At 40.0% G+C, this 23,571-nt stretch carries 12 protein-coding genes; all 12 read right to left on the reverse strand.

The window, feature by feature from the left end; genetic code table 11:
- Positions 1-210 precede the first annotated feature (210 nt).
- Positions 211-2,508, reverse strand: a complete 2,298-nt coding sequence (gene bglX, locus LY11_RS20615; protein WP_111635521.1) for a beta-glucosidase BglX — start codon at positions 2,506-2,508, stop codon at positions 211-213.
- A 47-nt stretch (positions 2,509-2,555) separates the two neighbouring features.
- A complete protein-coding gene (locus LY11_RS20620; protein WP_111635522.1) occupies positions 2,556-4,298 on the reverse strand; it encodes a family 43 glycosylhydrolase in 1,743 nt (580 codons plus the stop codon).
- A gap of 7 nt (positions 4,299-4,305) precedes the next feature.
- Complete coding sequence (locus tag LY11_RS20625; protein WP_111635523.1) at positions 4,306-5,658, reverse strand: glucoamylase family protein; 1,353 nt, start codon at positions 5,656-5,658, stop codon at positions 4,306-4,308.
- Positions 5,659-5,750: 92 nt separating this feature from the next.
- Positions 5,751-7,247: a RagB/SusD family nutrient uptake outer membrane protein gene (locus LY11_RS20630; protein WP_111635524.1), complete on the reverse strand. Its 1,497-nt coding sequence runs from the start codon at positions 7,245-7,247 to the stop codon at positions 5,751-5,753.
- A 108-nt stretch (positions 7,248-7,355) separates the two neighbouring features.
- Positions 7,356-10,418: a SusC/RagA family TonB-linked outer membrane protein gene (locus LY11_RS20635; protein WP_111635525.1), complete on the reverse strand. Its 3,063-nt coding sequence runs from the start codon at positions 10,416-10,418 to the stop codon at positions 7,356-7,358.
- A 241-nt stretch (positions 10,419-10,659) separates the two neighbouring features.
- Positions 10,660-13,497: a ligand-binding sensor domain-containing protein gene (locus LY11_RS20640; RefSeq protein WP_245952847.1), complete on the reverse strand. Its 2,838-nt coding sequence runs from the start codon at positions 13,495-13,497 to the stop codon at positions 10,660-10,662.
- A 282-nt stretch (positions 13,498-13,779) separates the two neighbouring features.
- The gene (locus tag LY11_RS20645) at positions 13,780-14,733 is read right to left on the reverse strand and encodes a DUF1735 domain-containing protein (protein WP_111635527.1); all 954 of its coding nucleotides are present in this window, start codon (positions 14,731-14,733) and stop codon (positions 13,780-13,782) included.
- A gap of 30 nt (positions 14,734-14,763) precedes the next feature.
- A complete protein-coding gene (locus tag LY11_RS20650) occupies positions 14,764-16,275 on the reverse strand; it encodes a SusD/RagB family nutrient-binding outer membrane lipoprotein (RefSeq protein ID WP_111635528.1) in 1,512 nt (503 codons plus the stop codon).
- A 3-nt stretch (positions 16,276-16,278) separates the two neighbouring features.
- Entirely contained in the window at positions 16,279-19,731 is a 3,453-nt protein-coding gene (locus LY11_RS20655) for a SusC/RagA family TonB-linked outer membrane protein (protein ID WP_111635529.1), read from the reverse strand.
- A 191-nt stretch (positions 19,732-19,922) separates the two neighbouring features.
- Positions 19,923-20,942 carry a FecR family protein gene (locus LY11_RS20660; RefSeq protein WP_111635530.1) on the reverse strand — a complete coding sequence of 340 codons (1,020 nt, stop codon included), beginning with the start codon at positions 20,940-20,942 and terminating at the stop codon, positions 19,923-19,925.
- Between the two features lie 95 nt (positions 20,943-21,037).
- Complete coding sequence (locus LY11_RS20665; RefSeq protein WP_245952848.1) at positions 21,038-21,637, reverse strand: RNA polymerase sigma factor; 600 nt, start codon at positions 21,635-21,637, stop codon at positions 21,038-21,040.
- A 197-nt stretch (positions 21,638-21,834) separates the two neighbouring features.
- Positions 21,835-22,773, reverse strand: coding sequence for an oxygen-dependent tRNA uridine(34) hydroxylase TrhO (trhO, locus tag LY11_RS20670; protein ID WP_111635531.1), 939 nt, complete (start codon positions 22,771-22,773; stop codon positions 21,835-21,837).
- Positions 22,774-23,571: the final 798 nt, after the last annotated feature.

Genomic DNA, 23,571 nt, shown 5'->3' on the forward strand with positions numbered 1-23,571 from the left:
GTAAACAATTTAATATGTGTAGTTCGTACACTATATCTAAACTAAAGAAAGGAAAGATTAAATGCAATAGTTAAAAATATTATTTTTTCTATTTCAGATGTTAAATAATTAACGCTGTAAATCGAGGCGGAATAAGAGAGTAGCTTTTTTAATTTTTAAACAAAAAAAGCCCCTCAGCAATTAGCTGAGGGGCTTTTTGAAATGATATTTTTAAAGGGTAAAGCCAAATTTAGCAGTTGAAACGTCTCTTGAATTTGAGCCTATAAAGACATTAAAGTCACCAGATTCAGCTGCAAATTTTAAATCGGAGTTGTAAAATTTCAGCATTTCTGTGTCGATGGTAAACGTAACCTTCTTAGATTCACCTTTTTTCAGGAAGATCTTTTGGAAACCTTTTAGCTCTTTAACTGGACGGGTAACAGAACCATAAATATCCTGAAGATATAATTGAACTACCTCATGACCATCAAATTTTCCATTATTTTTAACCGTCACAGTTGCCTGGATCGTCTGACCGCTCTTTATTGTAGATTTATCCAATTTAACTGGTGAGAAATCGAAAGAAGTATAGCTCAATCCGAAACCAAACGGGTATAATGGATCATTTGAGCTGTCAATATAACGTGACTTGAATTTCTCATTCGAAACCCCGTCATATGGACGGCCTGTACTTTTGTGGTTATAATAAAGTGGGATCTGACCTACATTTCTAGGGAAAGTAGCGGTCAGCTTACCCGAAGGATTGTAATTACCAACCAATACATCAGCAATTGCATTTCCAGCTTCTGTACCACTGAACCATGTTTCTAAAATAGCAGGAACATTCGCATCTTCCCATTCCAGTGTCAATGGACGGCTGTTCATTAAAACCAGAACGATTGGTTTACCTGTAGCCGATAAAGCTTTTAATAAATCTTTTTGATTCGGTAACAAATCAAGGTTTGTACGGCTTGTTGCCTCACCGCCCATGATTGCACTTTCACCTAAAACAACTACAGCAATATCAGCCTTTTTTGCTGCATTGACTGCTTCCTCAATTAATTGCTTTGGTGATTTTGCATCTGCTGTAATATCAGCACCATTAGCGTTGATCTGTTTTAAGATTGCCGGGTTATCTACCAGGTTAGCACCTTTAGCATAAGTGATCTCCATATCAGGAGCTACATTTTTTAAACCTTCGATTACGCTGATGGCTTTTTTCCAGTCACCCGCTGCACTCCAGTTACCAACCATGTCACGTTTGTTATCAGCCAGCGGGCCGATTAAAGCGATCTTTGCATTTTTCTTTAATGGTAGTAACTGGTTATTGTTTTTCAATAACACCATAGAAGCAGCTGCAATATTTTTTGCATCTAACCTGTTTTGTACAGAAAGAATTTCTGTTTTTGCAAGTTCTTCATTTACATACTTATAAGGGTTTTCAAACAAACCTAATTTGTATTTTGATTCCAGAATCCTGCGACAGGCCATGTCAATCACGTCTTCTGTGATTTTCTTCTCTTTCAAAGACTGCTTTAAAGTAGTCAGGAAACCCTCACTAACCATGTCCATATCATTTCCAGCTTCCAGAGATCTTGCACTTACAGTTTGTAAATCACCCAAACCATGTGCAATTAATTCACTCACCCCTGTATAATCACTCACTACAAAACCTTTGAATCCCCAGTCTTTACGCAATAAATCAGTTAATAACCATTTATTAGCAGTAGCTGGTGTTCCGTTAATATCATTGAAAGATACCATGACCGTTTCAGCACCTGCATCAATAGCAGCTTTGTAAGGAGGTAAATATTCATTGTACATTCTGATCAGACTCATGTCTGTCGTGTTGTAATCTCTTCCGCCTTCAGCAGCGCCATATAAAGCAAAGTGTTTTACACAAGCCATAATCGCATCTTTATTAGAAAGACTATTGGTTTGATAACCTCTAACCATAGCAGCGCCAATTAAAGATCCTAAATAAGGATCTTCACCAGAGCCCTCAGAAATTCTTCCCCATCTTGGATCTCTGGCAATATCTACCATAGGAGAGAAAGTCCAGTTTAAACCGTCCGCACTAGCTTCTCTTGCAGCAATACGTGCACTTTTTTCAATTAAATCCATATCCCAGCTTGCACTTAAGCCTAAAGGAATAGGAAAGATTGTTTTGTGACCATGTACTACATCATATCCAAATAACAAAGGGATTTTTAAACGTGATTTAGTCATCGCAAGCTTCTGTAACTTAAGTACTGCTTGTGGAGTGAATGTATTGAAAACACCTCCTACCAGGCCTTTTTCAATTTTTTCATTTACCCCTTGACTTAAAATCGGGCCCGTTACATCAAAACCTACCGCCGGAAGGTTCAGTTGTCCGATTTTTTCATCTACTGTCATTTTAGACATTAGATTGTCGATGAACGTGTTCATCTTCTGGTCCGTCGCGCTTGCGGCTTTTTTCTGTTGTGCAACTAAAGAGTTTGCAAAGAAGAGGGCCGCCAGGAAAAATAAGGAAGTCTTTGTTTTCATTTCAATATATTATATTATCGTGTGTTATTCAGTTTAGTAAATCTATCTTAATTGACCCTTGTAACCTTTGATCTTTCAGATACTCCATTTTCATTAATTGCTTCTATGCAGAAGTAATAAGGCTTTTCTTTATCCATGCCCTTATACCAATATTCATTCGCCTGATAGACCATGATGCTATTGTATAACTTATCAGGCGCGGTGCCTAAATAAATATTATACCCATAAGCGCCATCCACGGTATTCCATCTGATCCATGAATTTCTTTTATCTTTTTCCGTTCTCAATACGGTGAAACCCTGAACAGCTGCTGGTTTCTCTCCATTTCCATTTCCAAATACCCTTAACCCGCTAATGGCGAATTTACCCGTAGGCATATGAATATTCTCTAATTTGATATATCGGGCAGATACTGGCTGATCCAATTCTATATAATCATGAGGAACATCTTTCCGGTTTGAACTTTTATCCGCCAGTATTCTCCAGCTTTTGCCATCCACCGAATACCACAATTTGTATTGATGAAAAATATCCTGCTGTTTCCCTAAAAATTCGGCATCCTGATCCGCATAATTCAGCTGTACCGCATTCACACGGGATACTTTCCCAAGATCAGATTGTATCCATTCTCCCTTTTTGCCACTTGCCGCACTCCAATAAGTTTTGATACTTTCATCTACCGCTAAATTTGCAGTATAACCACCTAAAGTAGAAGAAACCGCTACCGGCTTATTGTAATTCAGCAACATCCATCCCGTGAAACCAGACTGCAGATGATCTGCAGATTTATCAGGCAGATAATGCGGATAATCGCCAAAAGCAGCATCCATATACATCACATCATCCTTGTCGAATCCTGTCGGCCAGATGCCCAGTCTGCGTTCAAAATTGTTTTTGACTGAGACAACCATCGTCGAAACATGCCAGTAATTTTTCCAGTTGTCCTGAAAAGTAGCACCATGTCCGGCACCCCTTGCAAAGCCACCAGGTTTATAAGATAACGGTAACGACTGATGCTCAAATGGCCCAAGCGGACTCTTTGAGGTCGCTACACCATCTGCATAACCACTAAATTCTGTAGCAGGTGCACCATACTGTAAATAATAGTTTCCATGATGCTTGGTCATCCAGGCCCCTTCAATAAAAGGATCAAGGAAAGTATTGTCCAGGTTCTCACCAAAACGCTGCCAGCCAAACCGCTCATCATTCAATAACAGCAATTCTTTTCTTGTTCCTATCGGGGCGAAAGTTTTGCGGTTTAACTCTACCCCATACAAAGGATATTGATTGCTGCTGCCATTGTACATATATAACTTTCCGTCCTCATCCACAAAATGTGCAGGGTCCCAGCCTCCAATTTCAAACTCATGTACTACTTCCTTCCACGAATCCTTTTTCGGATCAGTACTCATCCAGATCGGGAAATTCTTCGCATACGTAGAACCAAAAACCAGCATCGTATCCCCCTGTATCCAAACCGAAGGCGCACATAAATCATCATATACCTTATGCTCGGGACGCAAGAAAGCACGCGAAACAAAATTCCAGTTGTATAAATCGGCACTCCACCAATAGCCCATTTGATTGGTAGAAAACAAGAAATAGTCTCCTTTGTAATTTACAATCACAGGATCTGCTGTTGCGCGGTGTTTCCCTTGTTCCGTAAAATGAGGAATAGGGGTATAGCCATAATCCAGATTGATTGGGTTACAATAAGTCAGCTGCTTTTTTTGAGCGAATAAAGCGGCGCTTGAAATCAAGAAGCATAACAACAGAAGAGTTCTTTTCATGACTATGTTATTTAGTGAGCGCAGGACTTTCAATGCCTAACTTGTTCAGGCCGTTTTTAACATCCGGGTTGCTCATAAAAAGTTTCCATAATAAACCTGTACGGTAGTTTTCTATCATACAGATAATAGGGCCCTGATCGATTGCCAGATGAGATTTTGCATACCAGTTATGCTCTTCACTGAAACCATCCACAAAACCATATTCACTCCAGATCTTGTCGCCGAGATCAAAATAGAAGTGTTTCAAAGCTTTCATAGAATATTCAGGCGCATAAGGGAAAGCCGATAAAGCAGCAGTCGGGCTGATCACACTTAAATCTTCCGAAGGAGAGTGTGCCGCATAACCCTGCCAGCTATCACCCGCAGTTAGTCCCCAGCTATTTTCACCATAACCCTTAAAATGTTTAGGGTTCTCTATACAATAGGCACGATTGATTAATGTGTGGTTTTTATTCTGTTCAAAATAATCTGCGTAACGGTCTTTTAAACCACGCGGGTCCAGTCCTGTAAAGGAATATTGTGAAAAGAATAAGGGGCCACCGAAATCAAAGCCAAGAGGAAGAGTAATCCCTTCAAATTTTTTACCGTTGAAGAACGTGTTGCTGTTTGCCCAGCCTTGTTCATAAACTTTTTTATCAATAGGGGATTTTGGAGAAGAAGCAGCCAGTATATAAGTGATGAAACACTCATTCCATCCTTTAATCGGATGGTTCATGCTCCAGCCATTGTTAGGGCTCCAATGCCAGTATAAAACATTTTGTTGCTGTGTAAACCAGTTCCATTCTACACCTTCCCACATCCAGAGGATTTTATTACGGATGTCAGTTTCTACCGCATTGTCTGCCGTATAATATTGGCGTGCCGTAAGCAGTCCCTGGAAAAGTAAAGAAGTTTCCACAATGTCAGCACCATCATCTTTTGGGCTGAAGCGGATTACTTTTCCTGTCTCGCCATTCAGCCAGTGCGGAAAAGCACCATGAAACTGATCAGCCTTATATAAAAAGTCTACAATTTTTTTAGTTCTTGCAGCAGCCTGCTCACGTGTGATAAATTTACGCTCAGCAGCTACAATCGTTGCCATTACGCCAAAACCAGTTCCACCAATGGTCACCACCTCATTGCCATATTCAAAAGCAGTATTACTGCGTTCACGCGCCATTCCACTAACAGGATGACCAAAATCCCAGAAATACCGGAAAGTTTGTTTCTGTACTAAATCAAGAAGCTGGTCGTCAGTCAGTTTTTTCTGTATTTTCATTTCAGCTTTAATGCCCTGAAATGCTACATTTTTCTTTTGCGCTACCGCGTTAAAAGTAAGTGTTGTTAAAAGAAGAAGGCTGAGTAAAGATTTAAATTTCATCGTTGGCTTTTAAATTACGTACAGGGTCGGAGCGATGTTAAAAGAGGTTACCAGGCTCAGCCTGGCAACCTCTCATTGGTGTGTGATTTGAATTAATAACCTGGGTTTTGAATTAACACCCCACCGCTGAGGTCAACTTCTGTCTGAGGGATAGGCCAAACTTCGTTTTTACCAGCTTTCCATCCCTTAGGGCCAAAAACTGCTGTTCCTCGTCCCTGACGGATTACGTCAAAGTAACGGTCAAATTCCATCGCAAACTCTACACGTCTTTCTTTGTAGATCGCCGCGCGTAAAGCTGTCTGGTCTGTAGTAGTTACTGCAGGTAAGATGTCAGGATTACCCTGACGAGCTCTTCTTCTCACTTGTTCTAAAGAAGATAAAGCCTGACCAGTATTACCCAGTTCATTTGCAGCTTCTGCGTTCATCAGTAAAACATCAGAATAGCGAAGCATACGTACATTTTGCTGTGCACCTTCATTGAAATTACTGATATATAATTTGAAAGGAACATAAGATTTCATGTTGTACATCGGGTTGTCACCAACCTTAGGAATTACATCACCTTCAGGAGTAGTAGTACCTCTGAAAAGAATAGTTCCTGATCTTCTTGGATCACCAGGCTCAAAAGCAGCAGCTAAATCAGCAGTAGGAACATTGAATCCCCATCCGCCACCATCTACACCACTGGTTCCGCGTACACCCTGTACTTGTGAGTACTGAGAATTGGAAGCATCTGGATTTCCAGGTAACAATACACACTGAATTTCAAATATAGATTCAGGTCCGTTCTCATTTTCAAGTCTGAATACTTTTTCATAATCAGGTAACAAAGAATAACCCATTCCCATTACTTGATTAGTATAAGTAGCCACATCACTCCATTTCTTTAAGTACATCGCTACCTTCGCATGTAAAGTAAGTGCAGCACCTTTTGTTGCTCTGCCTTTATCTGCAGCTGGATAAGTTTGTGGCAGAATTTCAGCAGCTTCTGTCAAATCTTTTTCAATTTGAGCATAAACTTGTGCAGCAGGGGCCTGAGGTAAGTTGTAATCGACATTCGCATCTTTCGGCGTAGTCAGACGCAACGGAACATTACCGAAAGCGCGGACCAATCTGAAATAAGAGAATGCTCTTACAAATTTAGCTTCTGCAAGGTATCTTGCTTTTAAAGCCTCATCCATTACAATTGCAGGAACATTATCCAATACCTGGTTGGCATAGTTGATATTCCTGTATTGTCCGCTCCAGAAACCACCGATATTACCTTGTGCAGGATCTACATTAAACTGATCGAAATCATTGAAAAAACTAGCATCACTAGGTGTACTTCCTTTTTCTGCATCATCAGAACCCATGCTCTCTATCGCAATGGCAGGGAAAGCTGTGTTCTCCCACGAGCGCAGGTTACCATAAATTGCACTTACACCTTTTCCAGCATCTTCTGCTGTTTTCCAGAATACGGCACTATTTTGTTTACCCTGTTCAGGTACATTTAAAAAGCTCTTTTTACAAGCAGGGATTACAGCAATAGCAACGATCAGGCCTAAACCCAAAACCGCTTTTGTATAAATATTTTTATTTTTTTTCATCTCTTTGTATATTTTTTTTTGAAAGATGGAGCCTTTGATGATTAAAATAATTATTGCCCTTTGGGTTTAATAATTATTTTAATCAAGCCGGGTTCATGATGTTTCGTATTAAAAAGTAAGGTTAACACCAAAGTTGTAAGTTGCATATAACGGATAAACGTTAGCATCAAGACCAGCATTTAAATAGTTGGTTTGACTGGCTAAAATTTTCTCAGCATTATCAACCGGGATTGGTCCTACTTCAGGACTGAATCCTTTGTAACCAAACAAATTGATTGCATTTTGTGCATTGGCATAGAATCTGATCTTTTGGATTTTCCATTTAGTCAGAATGCTTTTAGGTAAAGTATAACCTATTTGTGCATTTCTCACCCTGAAATAAGAACCACTGCTCACATAGAAAGAGTTTGGTGCTGAATTCGCTGATGAACCGATACTTGCAGAAGGGTAGGTATTTGAAGTACCTTCACCATGCCAGCGGTTATCTACGAAATCTTTAGTGAAATTCTCATTTCCGAAACGGTAAGCCAGGTTAGAGTTATAAACATCAACACCAGCCACACCCTGGAAATCTAAAGCAAGATCGAAGTTTTTATAAGCGAAACTTGTATTGATACCATAAGTATATTTAGGATTAGGATTTCCTAAAGGAACTCTGTCCTGAGAGTTGATTTTTCCGTCACCATTTGTATCTGCATATTTAAACCCGCCAGGTAAAGCACCTGCTTGTGCTGGTGAATTTGCGACATCCGCTGCATTTTGGAAAACACCTACTGTTTTATAACCGAAGAACTCTCCGATAGGGCTTCCTTCAATTGTTCTGTTTGCTACATAACCATTCGTTAGACCAGTACTACCTCCATAAATAGGGGTTTTACCTGAAAGTACAGAGGTAACTTTATTTTTATTATAACTAATGTTACCACCGATAGAGTAAGTTAAACCGCCTCCTGTTACATCACTCCATGCCGCTGAAAGCTCAACTCCGCTGTTTTGTAAGTCGGCCTGATTACCGATCAGATCATTGGTTACAGTTCCTAATGACATCAGTGCAGGTATTGCGAAAATTGCTCTTGAAGTTTTTCTTGTGTAATACTCACCCTCAACTGTTAATCTGTTTTTCAGGAAAGCAGCTTCAAAGCCTATATTACTTCCAATCCCTTTTTCCCAGACAATAGCTGGAGGTACAACCATATCAATACTTGCACCAGTAGATGGAAGACCATTAAAAAATGCAATCAGCTGGCCAGTTTGAGAAACTGTAAGCTGGCTTGGGTTGATCGGTACACTGGCGTTACCCACTTTACCCCAGCTTCCTCTTATTTTTAAAGAGCTGAATACAGTTTGATCTTTCATGAAATCTTCATTTGTCACTACCCATCCGGCACCTACCGAAGGAAAATATCCCCAGGTTTCATTGCCATAGAATTGAGAAGCACCATCCGCACGGATCGAAGCATTTAACAGGTATTTATTCTTGAAAGCATAATTTACCCTTCCAAAATAAGAAGCAAATTTAATCAGAGATCCCTGATCCAGTATACTTCTTGTTGCTGCATCACCTAAACTTAAGTATAAGTCAGCATCACTGTTGAAAGGTACATTTTGTGCAGAAGCATTTATTGTATAAGCCTTGTTGCTCTGTGCAGACTGACCTAATAATACAGTCAGACTATGATCTTCATTGAAAGTGTTCTGATAAGTCAGGGTGTTTTCTACAATCCAGTTTCTGGTTTCCACACGCTTAAGATCCAAAAGACTTACATCATTCTTCTGTGCTGTAGTTGCGAAATAAACCGGGTTATATTTCCTGTTTTCCATCTGACCAAACTCTCCGCCTACACTTGTTCTGAAAGTGAAGTGTTTTGCGAATTTTAATTCAGCATAGATATTACCAGTAACTCTGTAATCTTTGGTTTGCTGATTGAAATAATCAAGCGTGGCCTGAGGATTGAAATTAGCACCATCACCCAGGTTCTGTAATTTTGGATCACCATAAGTTCCATCCGGATTAAATACCGATATTGTTGGTGAAGCAGAGTACATCTGGTGAAAAATGGTTTGAGGAATATCTCTGGATTGACTTGCAACACCAGTTACATTGTATCCTACTTTCAAATCTTTGAAAATCTGGATGTCATTCGATACTCTTGCAGTATATCTTTTGAAGTTGTTTGTTTTTACAATACCATCCTGATCTAAATAACCCAGGGAAACATTGTAAGTTGATTTTTCTGTACCACCAGCAATAGAGATATTGTGGTTCATGACAAAAGCATCCTGTAAAATTTGTTTGTACCAATCTGTACCTGTTCCTAAAGCTGAAGGATCTTTAAATAATGGGTCCTGACCATTTTGAGTATACAACTCATTGATCACTGTTCCATATTCAGTTGCATTCGCCATTTTAACTTTATTCGTTACCGACTGGAACCCGGCATAAGCATCATAGTTAATCGTAGTCGCTGAACCTAGTTTCCCTTTCTTGGTCGTAATCAATACTACCCCATTCGCCGCACGGATACCATAGATCGACTGCGCAGAAGCATCTTTCAAAACACTCATGTTTTCGATGTCACCCGGATTCAGGAAATTAATATCACTGTACCATACTCCATCTACTACATATAAAGGAGCCTGGTTACCGAAGATCGTACCTAAACCCCTGATGCGGATTTGAGGAGCAGAACCTGGCGTACCTGTATTGGTAATTGCCACACCTGCAATCTTACCTTGTAAAGCACTTACCGGGTTAGTTGATGCCTGTTTAGAGATTTCACTTCCCTTCAGACTGGCAACCGAGCCCGTCACGTCAACTTTACGCTGCGTACCATAACCAACTACCACTACCTGCTCTAACTGCTGAGAGCTGGAAGCTAAGGAGGCATTAATTGTAGTTTGATTGTTTACAGGAACCTCCTGTGTGTTATATCCGATATAGGTAAATACTAAAGTTCCGTTAGCCGGAACGCTGATGGCATACTTACCATTAGCATCTGTTTGTGTTCCTGTTGTTGTCCCTTTTACAACTACGCTCACTGCAGGAATTGTTGTCTTGTCCTGACCATCTGTGATGGTACCCTTAACAGTAATGTTTTGGGCAGATGCTGCGTTAATAAAAAGCAAACATAGAAAAGTTAAAACAGAAAATTTTGTAAAGATTCGTTTCATACTGATTATTGGTTTTGTGTTAATAGTTTGTTAAATCTCCGGTGGATTTGGGTTATAAACAAAGAAAGTACCTCTACATTAATACATCACGATACCTTTGTGTAAAAAACACAATAAGTATTTAAACTGCATAAATGCCGCTGAAATGCCCTTTAGGATGGGATCTCAGACCAGGTATGTGGAAAAGTAGAATTGATGTATTTAAAACGTTTTTGAGGGTTTGTGTAGTAATGATGTAGTCCTAAAGCTCCATAAAGAACTCTGCAAGGTTCTTGTCGTGTGGTATATTCAGCTTCTTACGCAGTCTGTACCTCCGGATTTCAACCCCTCTTAAGGAAATGTTCAACAAAGAAGCCATTTCTTTACTGCTCATATTCATGTGCAGGTAAGCACATAATTTGAGGTCATTCGGAACCAGATCAGGGTGGCTTGCCTTCAGCTTTTTGAAGAAACTTCCATGCGCTTCATTGAAGCTAGTTTCAAATAAATTCCAGTCCCGCTCATCATTCATCCCCTCGTCAATAACCTTCTGTATTTTTCTGAACTGGTCGTCGGCCATGGCCTTGCCTTTCTCATCTTTCAGCTTGATCATTTCCTGACTTAACTTTTGCAGCAGCTCATTTTTATAAACCAGGCTCATCGCTGAATTTGCCAGTTCCCGATTTTTACTTTTCAGTTCTGTGTGCAGTCTTTCGGTTTGAATAATGCTGAGTTGTTTCTCTCTTTCTTCCGCTTCTTTTTTCAGAAAGATCTCTTTTTCCAATTGTACATTAGCGAGAATCTCCTCATGGTCTTTGCGGAGCTTCAGCTGATACTGTTTTTTGGCAAGGACAAAAAGCAAAATAATCAATAGAACATAGAGTGCGAAAGCCCAGTTGCTCGCATAAAATGGAGGAAGAACTGTAAACTCAAACACGCTCACTTTACTCACCAGCTCATCATTGATCTTGGCGCGGACCAGGAACCTGTAACTTCCCTTTCCCAGGTTAGTAAAATCTTTCGCAGAAGAAGGGCTCCACTCAGACCACTGGTTAGAATAACCTTCCAGGTAATACTGGAATTTGATTTTTGCCTGTCTGTAATAAGGAAGTGAAAAGGTGATCCTGATATTATTTCTGTTAAAAGGGATTTCAATCTCTCCGCCGCTACTTCCATTTTCACTGATTGTTTTATAAGCGTCGGTTACGTCCTCCACTTTTCTGATCAGTACAGCCGGCAAAACAGTTTTTTTACCATGATCATTACCCGCAATCGCATCATAAATCACAAAGCCATCATCTACACTGACCAGGTGCATGGTATTACTGATCGGGCTGATGTTTTCATAATATTGAACCATCCTGCCATCCAGTAAACTTAACCTGTTGGAGTCGATGTTCAATTTGCCCGGTTCACTGAAATCGACCATGGCAGTTTTTCCATGATTGATAAACCAGTATTTCTTCACACCCGCATTGATAATCTTATTCGAATTAGCAAAGCTCCCTAATCCTTTGTTTAACTCCCTGTAAGGTGTAAAGCGATTGCTGATCTCATCATACAGCATAAAGCCAGCATCAGAAGAGAAGACCAGTTTATTCTCTAACGTGAACAGGTTGATATTGTAATTGCCGGGAAGACCATTGCTTTCATCGTAATAATGAGTTTTGATCACCCTTTTAAAATCAGGACTTAAAGTAAGCTTGTATAAACCTTTATACGCGTGACTTACCCAAATATCCCCCCTGGAATCTTGCTCTACATAACGGGAAGGCTCTTCGAAATTCTGGATTTTTGTAAAATACTTCCACTGCCCGTTTGCATCTTTCTGATATAAAACAAGACCATTATAAGTTCCCTGGATCAGGTAATTGGGATTGCTGTTTAACTTTTTAATAGTCCAGCCACCACTATTGCTGGAAATCTTTTCAAGCTGATTACCGTTTACTTTAAAACTGCCCACATTGTGGCCCATAATCAGCTGACCATCCAGCACACTCAGGTCCCATACCTGTCCCTGTGAATTGGGGACCAGTCTGAAATCAAAGCTATTGAAGTTTTTACCGTTTCCAGGAACCCACGGACTATAAAACAGTCCCTGATTCGTACCCAGGTAAATATTGTTATTGTAAATCAAACTGGAATAGACCGTTCCGAACTGTCCGGCCTTATCCAGGTAAAAGTAAAGGGGAGAGTTCAATTCAACCCTGTCAATCCCATTATCCAGTCCTGCCCAGAGATTCTGCTCATTATCCGTAAATACACTGAGTACCGTATTGTTTTGCAGACCTCTCGACTTATTGACCTGCTGGACAATATTTCCTTCCTCATCAATAAGGATGATCCCATTCAGAATCGTACCAAAAGCATAATACTGATTGTTGATCCTGCTGCCATTATTCAGCTGGAATGTTTTGAGGAAATCATTGGCCGGAATATTAAAAGGCGTGAAAGTTGAGCCATTATAAATGAATAAACCATCTTTACTCGTGCCTATCAGCATACTTCCATTTTTATAGGGAAGAATCGTCATGATGTTTTTCGGACTGTTCAGGTCTGTATGCGGAAGTGGCGTTAAACTATTTCCTTTCAGCTCGAATATCCCCTTATCCAGGATTTCGATTAGAAATCTGCTGCCTACATGGTGCAGGAACAAAAATGAGCCCTGACCTTTGATCTGGCTTATCTTGTTGTTCTCATAGATATATATGGTAGTAAAAGACTGAAAGATGATTCTTTTGCCATCTACAATGATTTTCCAGATCTCATCAGAAAGCTGCCCTGTTTTAGGAATCAGCTTCACCAATGAAGTATAAGTCAGCTTTTTGTTTTGAGTAGACCAGTAACCGAATTCTCCAAAGCCGCCTGTATAAACCTTTCCTTTGGAATCAGTAGCCACTGAACGTACAATCTGACGGTTAGGTAACTGGTACTGCTGCCAGTATTTACCATCATAGGTAAGCAGGCCTTGCGTATTGCCAAAATACATGATTCCCTGGGCATCTTTAGCGATAGCCCAGTTCTGATTTCCAGAAAGGTATACTGATTTTGGAAAATTCTGAACATAAGGAACACCAATACTCTTTATTTGTGTTGCCATCAGGGGCGTACCTGTTAGAATAAAACACAGGAACAACAGGGAATTCAGGAGATAACGGATTTTCATTTATAAAATGGATGCTCAATTATTTAGAAGCCGCAAATTATACATTAAAAATTAGTTTCTGTTTATAAAATCGAACACATGCCGTTTGATTTTCCTTTCCGGCCCGCGTTTACACCACATTAAGGCATATTTATCTGTAAACGAAAAGCGCCGGTTTAGATTTAAACCGGTGCTTTCCAAAGCTAAGGGGAGATCTCTCTTGTGAAGCTGATCGCCTTATCTGGCAGATTTGAAAGTCCAGCTTTCCTCAAAGAAAGTCCGGTCAGTTCCATCCTGTACCATAATATACTTGGTTTTCAAACTCACAGGAACTTTGCCATTCGCAGACATCACGAACTTATTTTCTCCTGTTGGATCTAATTTCGCAGACCGTCCGTTTGGCGCAGGCTGTCCGTAATAATTCACGGCGCTGGTGACCGTATTGGTAGTCGGGTCAATCGTGAAAACCGGACTGAAACTACCATAAGTGCTATTGCCGCCATTGTTTAAAATCGCATGTGCAAAGGCATTGTTACCCGGATCATAAATGGCTACCGAATACGGGCCCTGTGTAATCAGCTGAAATGTTCTCGGATAAGAGCCTGTAAGTAACGGATTCACGGTATCATTCATGGTTCCGGTAACGGTATAAACACCATCCCATTTGTTTTTTAGCTTAATCACCGTAATTAAGGAACCAAAATTACCGCTCACCGTAAAACCACCACCATCGGTAATAGTAATTGGCAAAGCATAAGTCACAGTCGGATCTAAATTCTGTGTGTTGATTTTGATTGGAAACTGAACTTTACGCGCTCCGGCAGGAATAACCACTTTATTAGAAGCTAAAGTATAACCAGCAGCAGGTAGTGCTGTATAGTTTTTGTCATTTGCCTTATTATATTTATCCACAGCTGTGCCATCTACGCTAAGTGTTACGGTCACATCCTGCGGGTTTGCATCCGGGGCTGCATAATTTACATAGACAAAGTAATCCGAAGGCACTTCATCCTGCGTAAATGCAGCATCAATAGTATTCCCTGCACCATTTGCGTTAGAAGATCCGACTGGTAATTCAATGATCGGACTGTTTTTGCTGAAATCCGGCTGCGAGGTATCTTTCAGGCAGGCAGAAAAAGAACTGATGATTACAGCTCCAATCAGAAAAGTATAGCGTGATATTTTGTTCATCTTGTTTTATAAATAAAATTAAATACCCTGTTAATTAATGTCCCAGAATATTCTGGAAGTAAACTGGCTGATCGTTCCCTGGCTTAACACATTATCAGGGTTATAATTATACTCGCTTTGCGGATATAATAAACGTACAGGAACTTTACGAACCGATGCTGCCGGGTTATTTGAGATAGGAATATCAGCAGGGATGTTCAGCCTGCGGTAATCGGCCCAGGTTTCCATGTCATTGAGCCCATTCATTCCTGCCCATTTCTGGGTCATAATGAGTTTTAGTTTATCAGCTGCAACGTCCCAGTTCGCTACATCACTTTTCAGGTAAGTACTTACATTTTCAGCGCCCAGATAAGCAAAAGACTGCTGAACGGCCAGCTCATATAAATTGCGGGTATTGCCATTGATGTAATTATGCTGCGCGGCCTCTGCCTGCAGGAAAAAAGATTCAACGTCAGTCAGTAAAGGCTGTCCCATATCTGCACCTTTCAATAAACCTGTTCCGATGGCTGATTTGAACTCCGGGTTATCACCTGAATTGGCCGTAGGGCCAAATGGGCTGCCCGAGTAGGTAGTTCCCTTGCCATCGTTAATCGTGGTATAAAGTTTACCAAGTCTTGGATCATTGTTATTCTGGTAAAAATTTATCGCATATTCACTGGCTATAAAATAACGATGGTTATCAGTAGGGGCAGTTTTTCCCAATGGTGAATAACCAAATGTCGCCCAGAAAGGATTTTGCTTGCCTGCCGAGTTATTGTATCCCGGATTCACCGAACCAGTCTCTCCAACTCCGATATAACCTAAACCATTGGCATTGATCTTCGCGATTTCTGCACGGATGTAGGTTTCTCTGCCGGGAATTTCAGATTGACGGACCAAAAGACGCAATTTCAGAGTGTTTGCAAATTTACCCCATTTGCCAGCATCACCTTTATACATGATGTCAAAAGCACCATCAGCCGAAGAAACCTTTCCGGCATTTACCTTGAAAATGTTAGCTGCAGTATCCAGTTGTTTAGCCAGATCCTCGTAAATATCCTGTGCCTTATCATAACCTGGTCTGATCACTGCAGTCGATTTCAGTGCCTGGCTATAAGGGATATTGCCATAGACATCTACTAAATTTTGAAAATCATAGGCTTTCATTGTTTTTGCTACAGCAACATAGAACGGATTGTTAATTGCAGCACCTTTTTTCTCTACATAATCATAATCCTCCAGGTTATGATATAGGTTAGTCCAGATATTCACCACTCCACTGTAATTGGTGGTAAATTGATAACTGCGTTCTTCAGCAAATGCAGATACTGCACCACTAAAGTTCCAATAACCAATCCAGGCAGAAGCGAATTGGTAAAAACTACTTGACCCGGTTGTATTTCTTGCGGTTGAATTTAAGGCATTGGTTAAAACCAGGCCCGGAGTTACATCGGTCGGTTTATTCACATTGGTGTTAATATCGAGGTAACTTTTTTTGCAAGCTCCTAAAAGAAGCAAGGCTGCGATACCAATTAAGGCTGTTTTATTTTTAAGCTTTTGCATAGTTTAAAGAGTTATAGTAGCGGTAAAGCCATAAATACGTGTTGGCGGAGTTTGATTCAGGTTATTATACCCTTGTGCATTGTCAGTGGTTGCATTGTATTCCGGATCACTGTACATATTGCTTTTCGGTCTGAACATAAACAGGTTTCTGCCCACTAAAGCGAAATTTGCTCTTTTAATAAAATGGGTACGTTCCAGTAATTTTGCAGGAAGCTCATAACCTATAGAAAGCTCACGGATTTTCCAGAAAGCTGCGCTGGTTACATAATTTTGCATCACATCGTACCGGGTAGTTGAACCTGCCCAATAATCAATCCCTCCGGTTCTGGTGGTGATATTTGTATTGGGAATGAAAACACCCGGAGAAGTTTCGATTACTGAATTAGGATATACAAAACGTTCGCGGCCGTTAGTAGCAGAACCATAACTGATTCCTGAGAAATCCATAGTACTGCCCGCACCGCTATAAACTACACTTCCGCTACGGTATTCTGCTGTGCCAGATAAAGTGAAATTGTGATAACTTAAGCTCGAGCTGATCCCCAAAATATTTTTAGGGGTTGTTTGTCCAAAAAGAATATTGGTCTGGCTTAACTTTGGAAAACCAGTTCCTGGATCTACAATTGTTCTGCCTTGTGGATCTGTTGCAAAACCATTTCCCATTAAAACAGGGTAGGGCTGATCTTTAACAATATAGTTATTGTTGCCAATGCTCAGATTTGGTAATCCCTGGTAAAGCTCAACAGCTTTGTTGGTATTGTAAGAATAGTTTACGCCAAGGTTCCAGGTTACTCCACGTCCGTTCTGGCTCACAAATGGTGAACCTTTCATAGAGAGTTCTATCCCCTTGTTTTTTCCTGACCCTGTATTGATAATAGCATTGGTAAAACCTGTTGCACTCGAAATATTGATCCCTTTCAGGATTTCCTGATCTTTGGTCGTTTCCCAATACGCAGAAGTTTCCATTGTAATCCTGTTATTGAAGAAACCTAATTCTAAACCAATCTCTGTAGATACCGTTTGCTCTGGTTTCAGGCCAGGCGCGTAAACTGTACCACCTACACTGTAACCTGCAGTACTTCCATAAGGAAATCCCGAACCGACATCAAATGTAGCTTCCAGAGAATACGGATCGAATTGTACCGCATATACTTTGGCTATACCTCCGCGGATTTTACCATAAGAAAGAATCTTACTTTCTTTAAGTGATTTGAAAGCATCTGTAAAGACGAAGGAAAGATCTGCTGAAGGATAAAAGAAAGAACGGTTTTCTGGTGCCAGTCTTGAATCCCAATCGTTACGGCCCGAAGCATGCAGGAATAAATAGTCTTTATAGCCTACAGTTAAATCTCCGAAAGCAGCCAGCTGTCTGTCTTTTCTGCTTGTTTCCGAAACATTGGCATCACCTGCACGGTATCCTACATTATAAAAATCAGGGATAACCAGGAAGTCTGTTCCGGCTGATAAGTCGCGGATAGATTTTTGAATCGTCTGCGTACCTGCAATTAAAGTAAAATTGAAATCTGAAACTTTCTTTTTGAAAGTGGCCATGAAGTTGCCTTCCATACGGCTGTTAAAATTCGAATAATCAGATTCGGTAGCAGGAGAGCTCTGAGGGTTTGCAATGGACTTACCACTGTCATGTGCAAAATCAGAATAATTTACTGCTTTTTTAATAAACTTACCGTTTTTAGTATAAGTCGTTATACCAGCTCTGGCAGTTAAATTCAGCCATGGGGCTACATCATAAGATAAAGATAGGTTACCTAATAAATCGTCTCTGCGTTCATTGTTACGTTGTTGTTGCAGATAGAAATATGGATTCAATCCGTAATCATTGAAGTAATTGTCTAAATTTCCGTAGGTAGAGTTAATATCCTTATATTGAGTAAGCGGGATATTTGCTGGTGTATTGATAATATTATTATAAATCTGAGCATAAGACTTATCATAATTCTTCTGCGTATAATTTAACGTATAGTCTATCTTTAATTTGTTGTAGATACGTGTTCCATTGAACCTTGCAGCAGTACGGTTGGCAAAATCACCAGGTACATAACCTTTGCTGTTCACACGCTGTACATTGATATAGGTTGACCCTTTATCATTTCCTGTGCTATAACTCAGGTCATTCTGCTCATCAATTCCAGTTTGAAAGAACTTTTTCTTTTCGTCAGATAAATTGGAATAAGGAACCGTCTGTATAGAACCATCCGGTAGTGTGCGTCCTATTGGGCGTAAACTGCCATCAAAGCGATCTCCGAAATTCTGGTTTTCAATAGGTGTATACTGAGGGAACCCATAAACATCCTGTCCTGACCCGCCACCAAACTGTGTTTGCATTTTTGGGAAATAGGCCAGCTGGTTTAATTGTGTCGTATTGGTATAGGTAATTTGCGTCTGATCTTTAACACCATGTTTCGTGCTGACAATCATTACCCCATTGGAAGCTTCAGAGCCATATAAGGCCGCTGCATTTGCTCCCTTAAGGATGTTCACGTTATCAACGTCATTCGGATTGATAGAATTCAGATAACTTAATGGAACTACTACACCGTCCAATACCAATAAAGCCTGGTTACTACCCTGGAAAGATCTGTTTCCTCTGAGCACAACTCTGATCTGATCTCCCGCATCTATCTGGTTATTGGTCTGTACAATTTGCAGTCCTGCTACTTTTCCTGATAATCCGGCTGCAAGATTTGTAGGTCTGCTTTGGGTAAGGTCTTTCGCATTGACCTGTTGTGTGGCATAACCTAATTCTTTGGCAGAACGTTTAATCCCTAAAGCGGTAACTACAACTTCTCCCAGCTGATGCGCATCTTCTGTTAAAATGACATTGACAACTGATTTTCCAGAAACAGGGACTTCCTTATGAACGTAACCCATGTATTCAAAAACCAGGATACTATTGGCATCAGGTACTTTGATCACATACTTTCCTGAACCATCAGTATTTGTTCCCTGTTTGGTTCCTTTAATAAATACACTTACTCCAGGTAATGATTCTCCGGTATTGCTGGTTACTACTCCAGAGATCAGCTGCTGCTGATTTGGACCATCCTGTTTTTCCGAGGATGAGGATTGAGCTGGTTGTACTTCCAGTAGAATATCCCCATTAATGATCTCATAACGAATGTTGTATTTGGTGAGTAAATCATTCAGTATATTTCTCAGTGACTTATTTTTCGCGTCAACCGAGACTACAGCGTCTGTATTGACAAAGTCCTTACTGTAAATGAACTTGACTGAAGTAATTGAAGTTACTTTTTTTAACACGGTTTCCAGGCTTCTGTTTTTTACAGAGATATTGATGGACCGGTCTAATACAACATCCTGAGCTTTGCTGTTTTCGGCGTAAGAAGCGCCTGAAAGAGCAAGTACAATGGCTAATTGACTCAAGGTGACTTTCATAATTTTAAATAAGCCAATACGGTCTTGTAAAATTAAATTCATAAATTAGATTGTTTCTTTTGAACAAATGAGACAAATAATTCCCCTTTAGAGCGGTTGAGTCGTTCTATCAGTCAGGGAATTTTAATATTGGACAGGAGTGGTATGAACACTTCTGTCCTTTTTTTTCTGAAAATTTATGGGGCTTTTATTTCTGCATAGTGGTTCTGGTTTTGGTTAGGTTCTGGTTGAGTTTAGTTTTTTAAAGTAATTTTATGTTCATCCCTCACATAGGTCGTATGTACCGATCTGCAAATGAGGAATAAAATGTCTGCAAGGTTTTTATCTGTAAAATCGGCGGTTAATCGATATTGGTTAAGCTGTGTGCCTTCTGCTTTTATTTGCAGGTGATAATGCTTGCTTAAAATACGGGTAACGTTTTCAATCGTTTCATTTTCAAAAGACAGGCTCACATTGCGCCAGATTGTTAAATCAGCAGATACAGGTGTCTTCAGTAACTGGTGTGCTATCTTTTGATAAGTAGCTTCTTGCTGCGGAAGCAGCATAACCTCTACAGTTTTCTTTGATGCGGACTGATCATTGTTTGTTATGGTTTTATGGTTCTCCGGCGTAATCTGGTTGTGCGCTGATGTAGCCCGGATGTGCTCCGGAATACTCACTGATACTTTACCAGTGAGCACAGTTACTTTAGTTCTGTTTTCGCCAGGAACAGACCGGATACGGAAACTTGTCCCCCATACTTTGGTCAGTACTTTGCCGCTTGTAATCTGAAAAGGATGTTGATGGTCCTTAGTAACCTCAAAAAATGCTTCTCCTTCCATGGTTACTTCACGAAGCTTGCCGAACTTTGAAGGATAGCTTAGGATGGCATTTGGATTTAGCCATACTTTTGTTCCGTCGGGTAAAACCTGTTTGAAAATAATGCCCGTGTGGTTATTGACAGTAACGATGTTACTTGCGGTCTGCTTATTTTTATAAAAGTAGAGTGTAGTGATTAAGCCTGAAACCAGTAAAATGCTGGCAGCAATTTTTAAATAGGGGATGAAGTTGTTTTTCCTTTTTTTATAGTCCGGTGTGGTTGGCTGAAGCGTGTTTTCTTCAGTAGCCTCCTGAATTGTTATATCCATTGCTTCCTGGATATAAGGATCAAGTTTACCCTGTTTCATCAGGTATACGAAAACCTCCAGCTCCTCGTCTGTTGATTTTTTATCAAGGTATCTTTTAACTAATTTCCTGAGGTAGTCTTCGTTCATATTTACTGACTCTTATAACTAAGACAATAAAATGAAGGAGTAGGGTAGCTGAAATTGAAAAAAAAGTAGTTTTTGTATGTTGCTAAATGCTTTTACTATCGAATGCCTTCTAAAATGATCATGAATAGGGTTAAAGAGATACCGAATTCTTTTTTGATAGCGGAACTTAATAGTTTCATCGAATGAACCATGTGATTTTTCACGGCATTGCGGGAAATATTTAAGGATTTAGCGACTTCATCGTAGGTTTTTTCCTGTTCACGGCAAAGTTTGAAGATCTGACGGGTACGTTCCGGAAGTGAATCCATTGTTTTCTTTAAAAACTCGACATATTCTTTGTGTAATATATCTTCTTCTACAGCACTTCTGGTATCAATGAAGCTATTGATAACTTCTCCAATGGCTGCTTCTGAACGGAAAACAACTTTAAGGCTATTCAGCGTATGGTTACGGGCAACGGTATAAAGGTAGGCTTTGAAGGATTTTACACCCTGAAGGCAAAGTCTGTTTTCCCATATTTTAATGAAAACTTCTTGTGTAAGGTCTTCTGCAAGGGGTACAGAGTGTACAAATCTGATTATAAAATTATATATGGGGCGGTTATACAGGTCGTATAAGCCGGCAAAACCACTTTCATCCCCAGCAATGAGCTGTTGTAGAAGTATCCCCTGATCGTTTTGTGTATAATTTGACAATTTTATATAGTTAGGATTTATAAGCTGTCCGAAATTCGAACGGACTCCTATAATCAAATCTAATAAAATAATTAAGGTTATAAAATGGAGGATGGTTAGCGCCTGTGTAAATTTGATCAGATAAATTTTAAACAGGCTCCTGATCTGGCTGATCAGGATTTTAAATGCTAATCAGCCAGGTTAAATAAGATATAATTTTATTTTACAGCAACATTTACCTGCTGAGGAACTTTTACGTAGTATCCTGTTCCGTCATAAGGACGACGGCGTGGGTTGGTTACGCAAGCATCAGAGCAGCATCCTTCTAGTTTTGTACCGCACTCGTCACACTGGGTGATGTGTTCATTACATTCCGGATTAGCACAGTTGATCATTTTGGCAGTAGTTGTTCCACAGTTATAGCATTTTGATACTATAGTAGGGTTTACAGAGTTTACATCTACAGCTATACGGTTATCAAATACATAACATTTTCCTTCGAAGTCTTCTCCGCCTGCTTCTTTACCATATTTGATAATACCGCCATGTAATTGATAAACGTCATTAAAGCCATGGTGTAGTAACAAGGCAGAGGCTTTTTCACATTTGATTCCTCCTGTGCAATAGGTAAGGACTTTTTTGTCTTTGTATTGCGCCAGTTCGTTTATCTTTTCCGGAAATTCTCTGAAGTTATCAATATCAAGTGTAATGGCATTTTTAAATCGGCCAAGACTGTGCTCGTAGTTTGAACGTACATCCAGGATGATTACATCTTCCTGATCAAGCATTTCTTTAAATGCTGCGGGTTCAAGATGTTTTCCTGTTTGTTCGTTAGGATTGATAATACTTGTATCTCTTAGACCAGAGTGTACGATCTCAGATTTATAACGGCAGTGCATCTTAATGAAAGAAGGTTCCGGGACTTCGTCAATCTTAAATTCTGTCTTGGCAAAGCGTTCATCTGCATGAATTGCTTCCATATAGGCTTTACAAGCAGCTTCTGTACCTGAGACTGTACCGTTTAAACCTTCGTCCGCAACGATGATCCGTCCGACAAGATTTAGTGATTTACAAAATTTAAGGTGATTGACCGCAAATTGTTCTGCGTCTGCTATAGGACTATAGCAGTAGTATAGTATTGTATTGAATTTTTCCATAAAAAATTGATACCGCTGCAAACGGCGTTTAACAGCTGCAAATTTAAGAATAAAATCTAAATACTGTGAATATTGATTTAGAATGTGGTTAGGGGAATTTTTGGTGAGTATATATAGTATGGGTGTATATATGTAGTGTAAGTGGAAAAGGGAGAAGTAAGAAGCTGAATGGGGACTGAATTGATGTTGGGAGCGTTTTTGACGTGCTTTGAAAGGGAAGCAAGTGTTATTTTGCTTTGTTTGTGGAGGTGAATGGTAACTGTTGATTCAGATTTTATCGGCTGCCTAACAGTAGTTTGAAGTGGATTTGAACAGCTTTGGATATGGGGCAGGGTGATTCTGAAGAAGATAGGGCGGATTTTTTCATGAGGCATGCGTAGATGGAATTAGTCAGGTAACAGGGTTGATTAAAGTAAAATCAGTAAAATAACAGTTCAGGTCAAGCGAATCCAGTACAATTATAGAAGAGAAGTGCCACTGTAGTGTATTAGAACGATCTTGAAACGACCTTGGGATGAGGTTGGAATGACTGTGGTCATTGCAAGGTCATTCCAACGTCATTCCAACCTCATCCCAAGGTCATTCCAAGGCACTATTTGACCCCTTTTCAACACCTGTTCTTGAGGGCGAGGCCATGTTTTGGGTTTTTACTGATGTTATATAGTATATAGTGGTGTTTTAAAGCCAGGATTGGTAGGGCCTGTAATGTTTTTTTAACCGTTTAAAGTGGCCATAGCTATGACCTGTAAAGGTTTTTAAGGGATTTGAAACTGCAATCCTGGTTGGTTGGTGCTGCGG

It is taken from the genome of Pedobacter cryoconitis (genome assembly GCF_003259615.1).
Classification (GTDB): Bacteria; Bacteroidota; Bacteroidia; order Sphingobacteriales; family Sphingobacteriaceae; genus Pedobacter; species Pedobacter cryoconitis.

Coding starts and splice junctions, on each gene's coding strand:
- trhO (WP_111635531.1), bottom strand. CDS start 22,773: ATGGAAAAATTCAATACAATACTATACTACTGCTATAGTCCTATAGCA.
- LY11_RS20655 (WP_111635529.1), bottom strand. CDS start 19,731: ATGAATTTAATTTTACAAGACCGTATTGGCTTATTTAAAATTATGAAA.
- LY11_RS20640 (WP_245952847.1), bottom strand. CDS start 13,497: ATGGCAACACAAATAAAGAGTATTGGTGTTCCTTATGTTCAGAATTTT.
- LY11_RS20625 (WP_111635523.1), bottom strand. CDS start 5,658: ATGAAATTTAAATCTTTACTCAGCCTTCTTCTTTTAACAACACTTACT.
- LY11_RS20650 (WP_111635528.1), bottom strand. CDS start 16,275: ATGCAAAAGCTTAAAAATAAAACAGCCTTAATTGGTATCGCAGCCTTG.
- LY11_RS20620 (WP_111635522.1), bottom strand. CDS start 4,298: ATGAAAAGAACTCTTCTGTTGTTATGCTTCTTGATTTCAAGCGCCGCT.
- LY11_RS20630 (WP_111635524.1), bottom strand. CDS start 7,247: ATGAAAAAAAATAAAAATATTTATACAAAAGCGGTTTTGGGTTTAGGC.
- bglX (WP_111635521.1), bottom strand. CDS start 2,508: ATGAAAACAAAGACTTCCTTATTTTTCCTGGCGGCCCTCTTCTTTGCA.
- LY11_RS20635 (WP_111635525.1), bottom strand. CDS start 10,418: ATGAAACGAATCTTTACAAAATTTTCTGTTTTAACTTTTCTATGTTTG.
- LY11_RS20645 (WP_111635527.1), bottom strand. CDS start 14,733: ATGAACAAAATATCACGCTATACTTTTCTGATTGGAGCTGTAATCATC.
- LY11_RS20660 (WP_111635530.1), bottom strand. CDS start 20,942: ATGAACGAAGACTACCTCAGGAAATTAGTTAAAAGATACCTTGATAAA.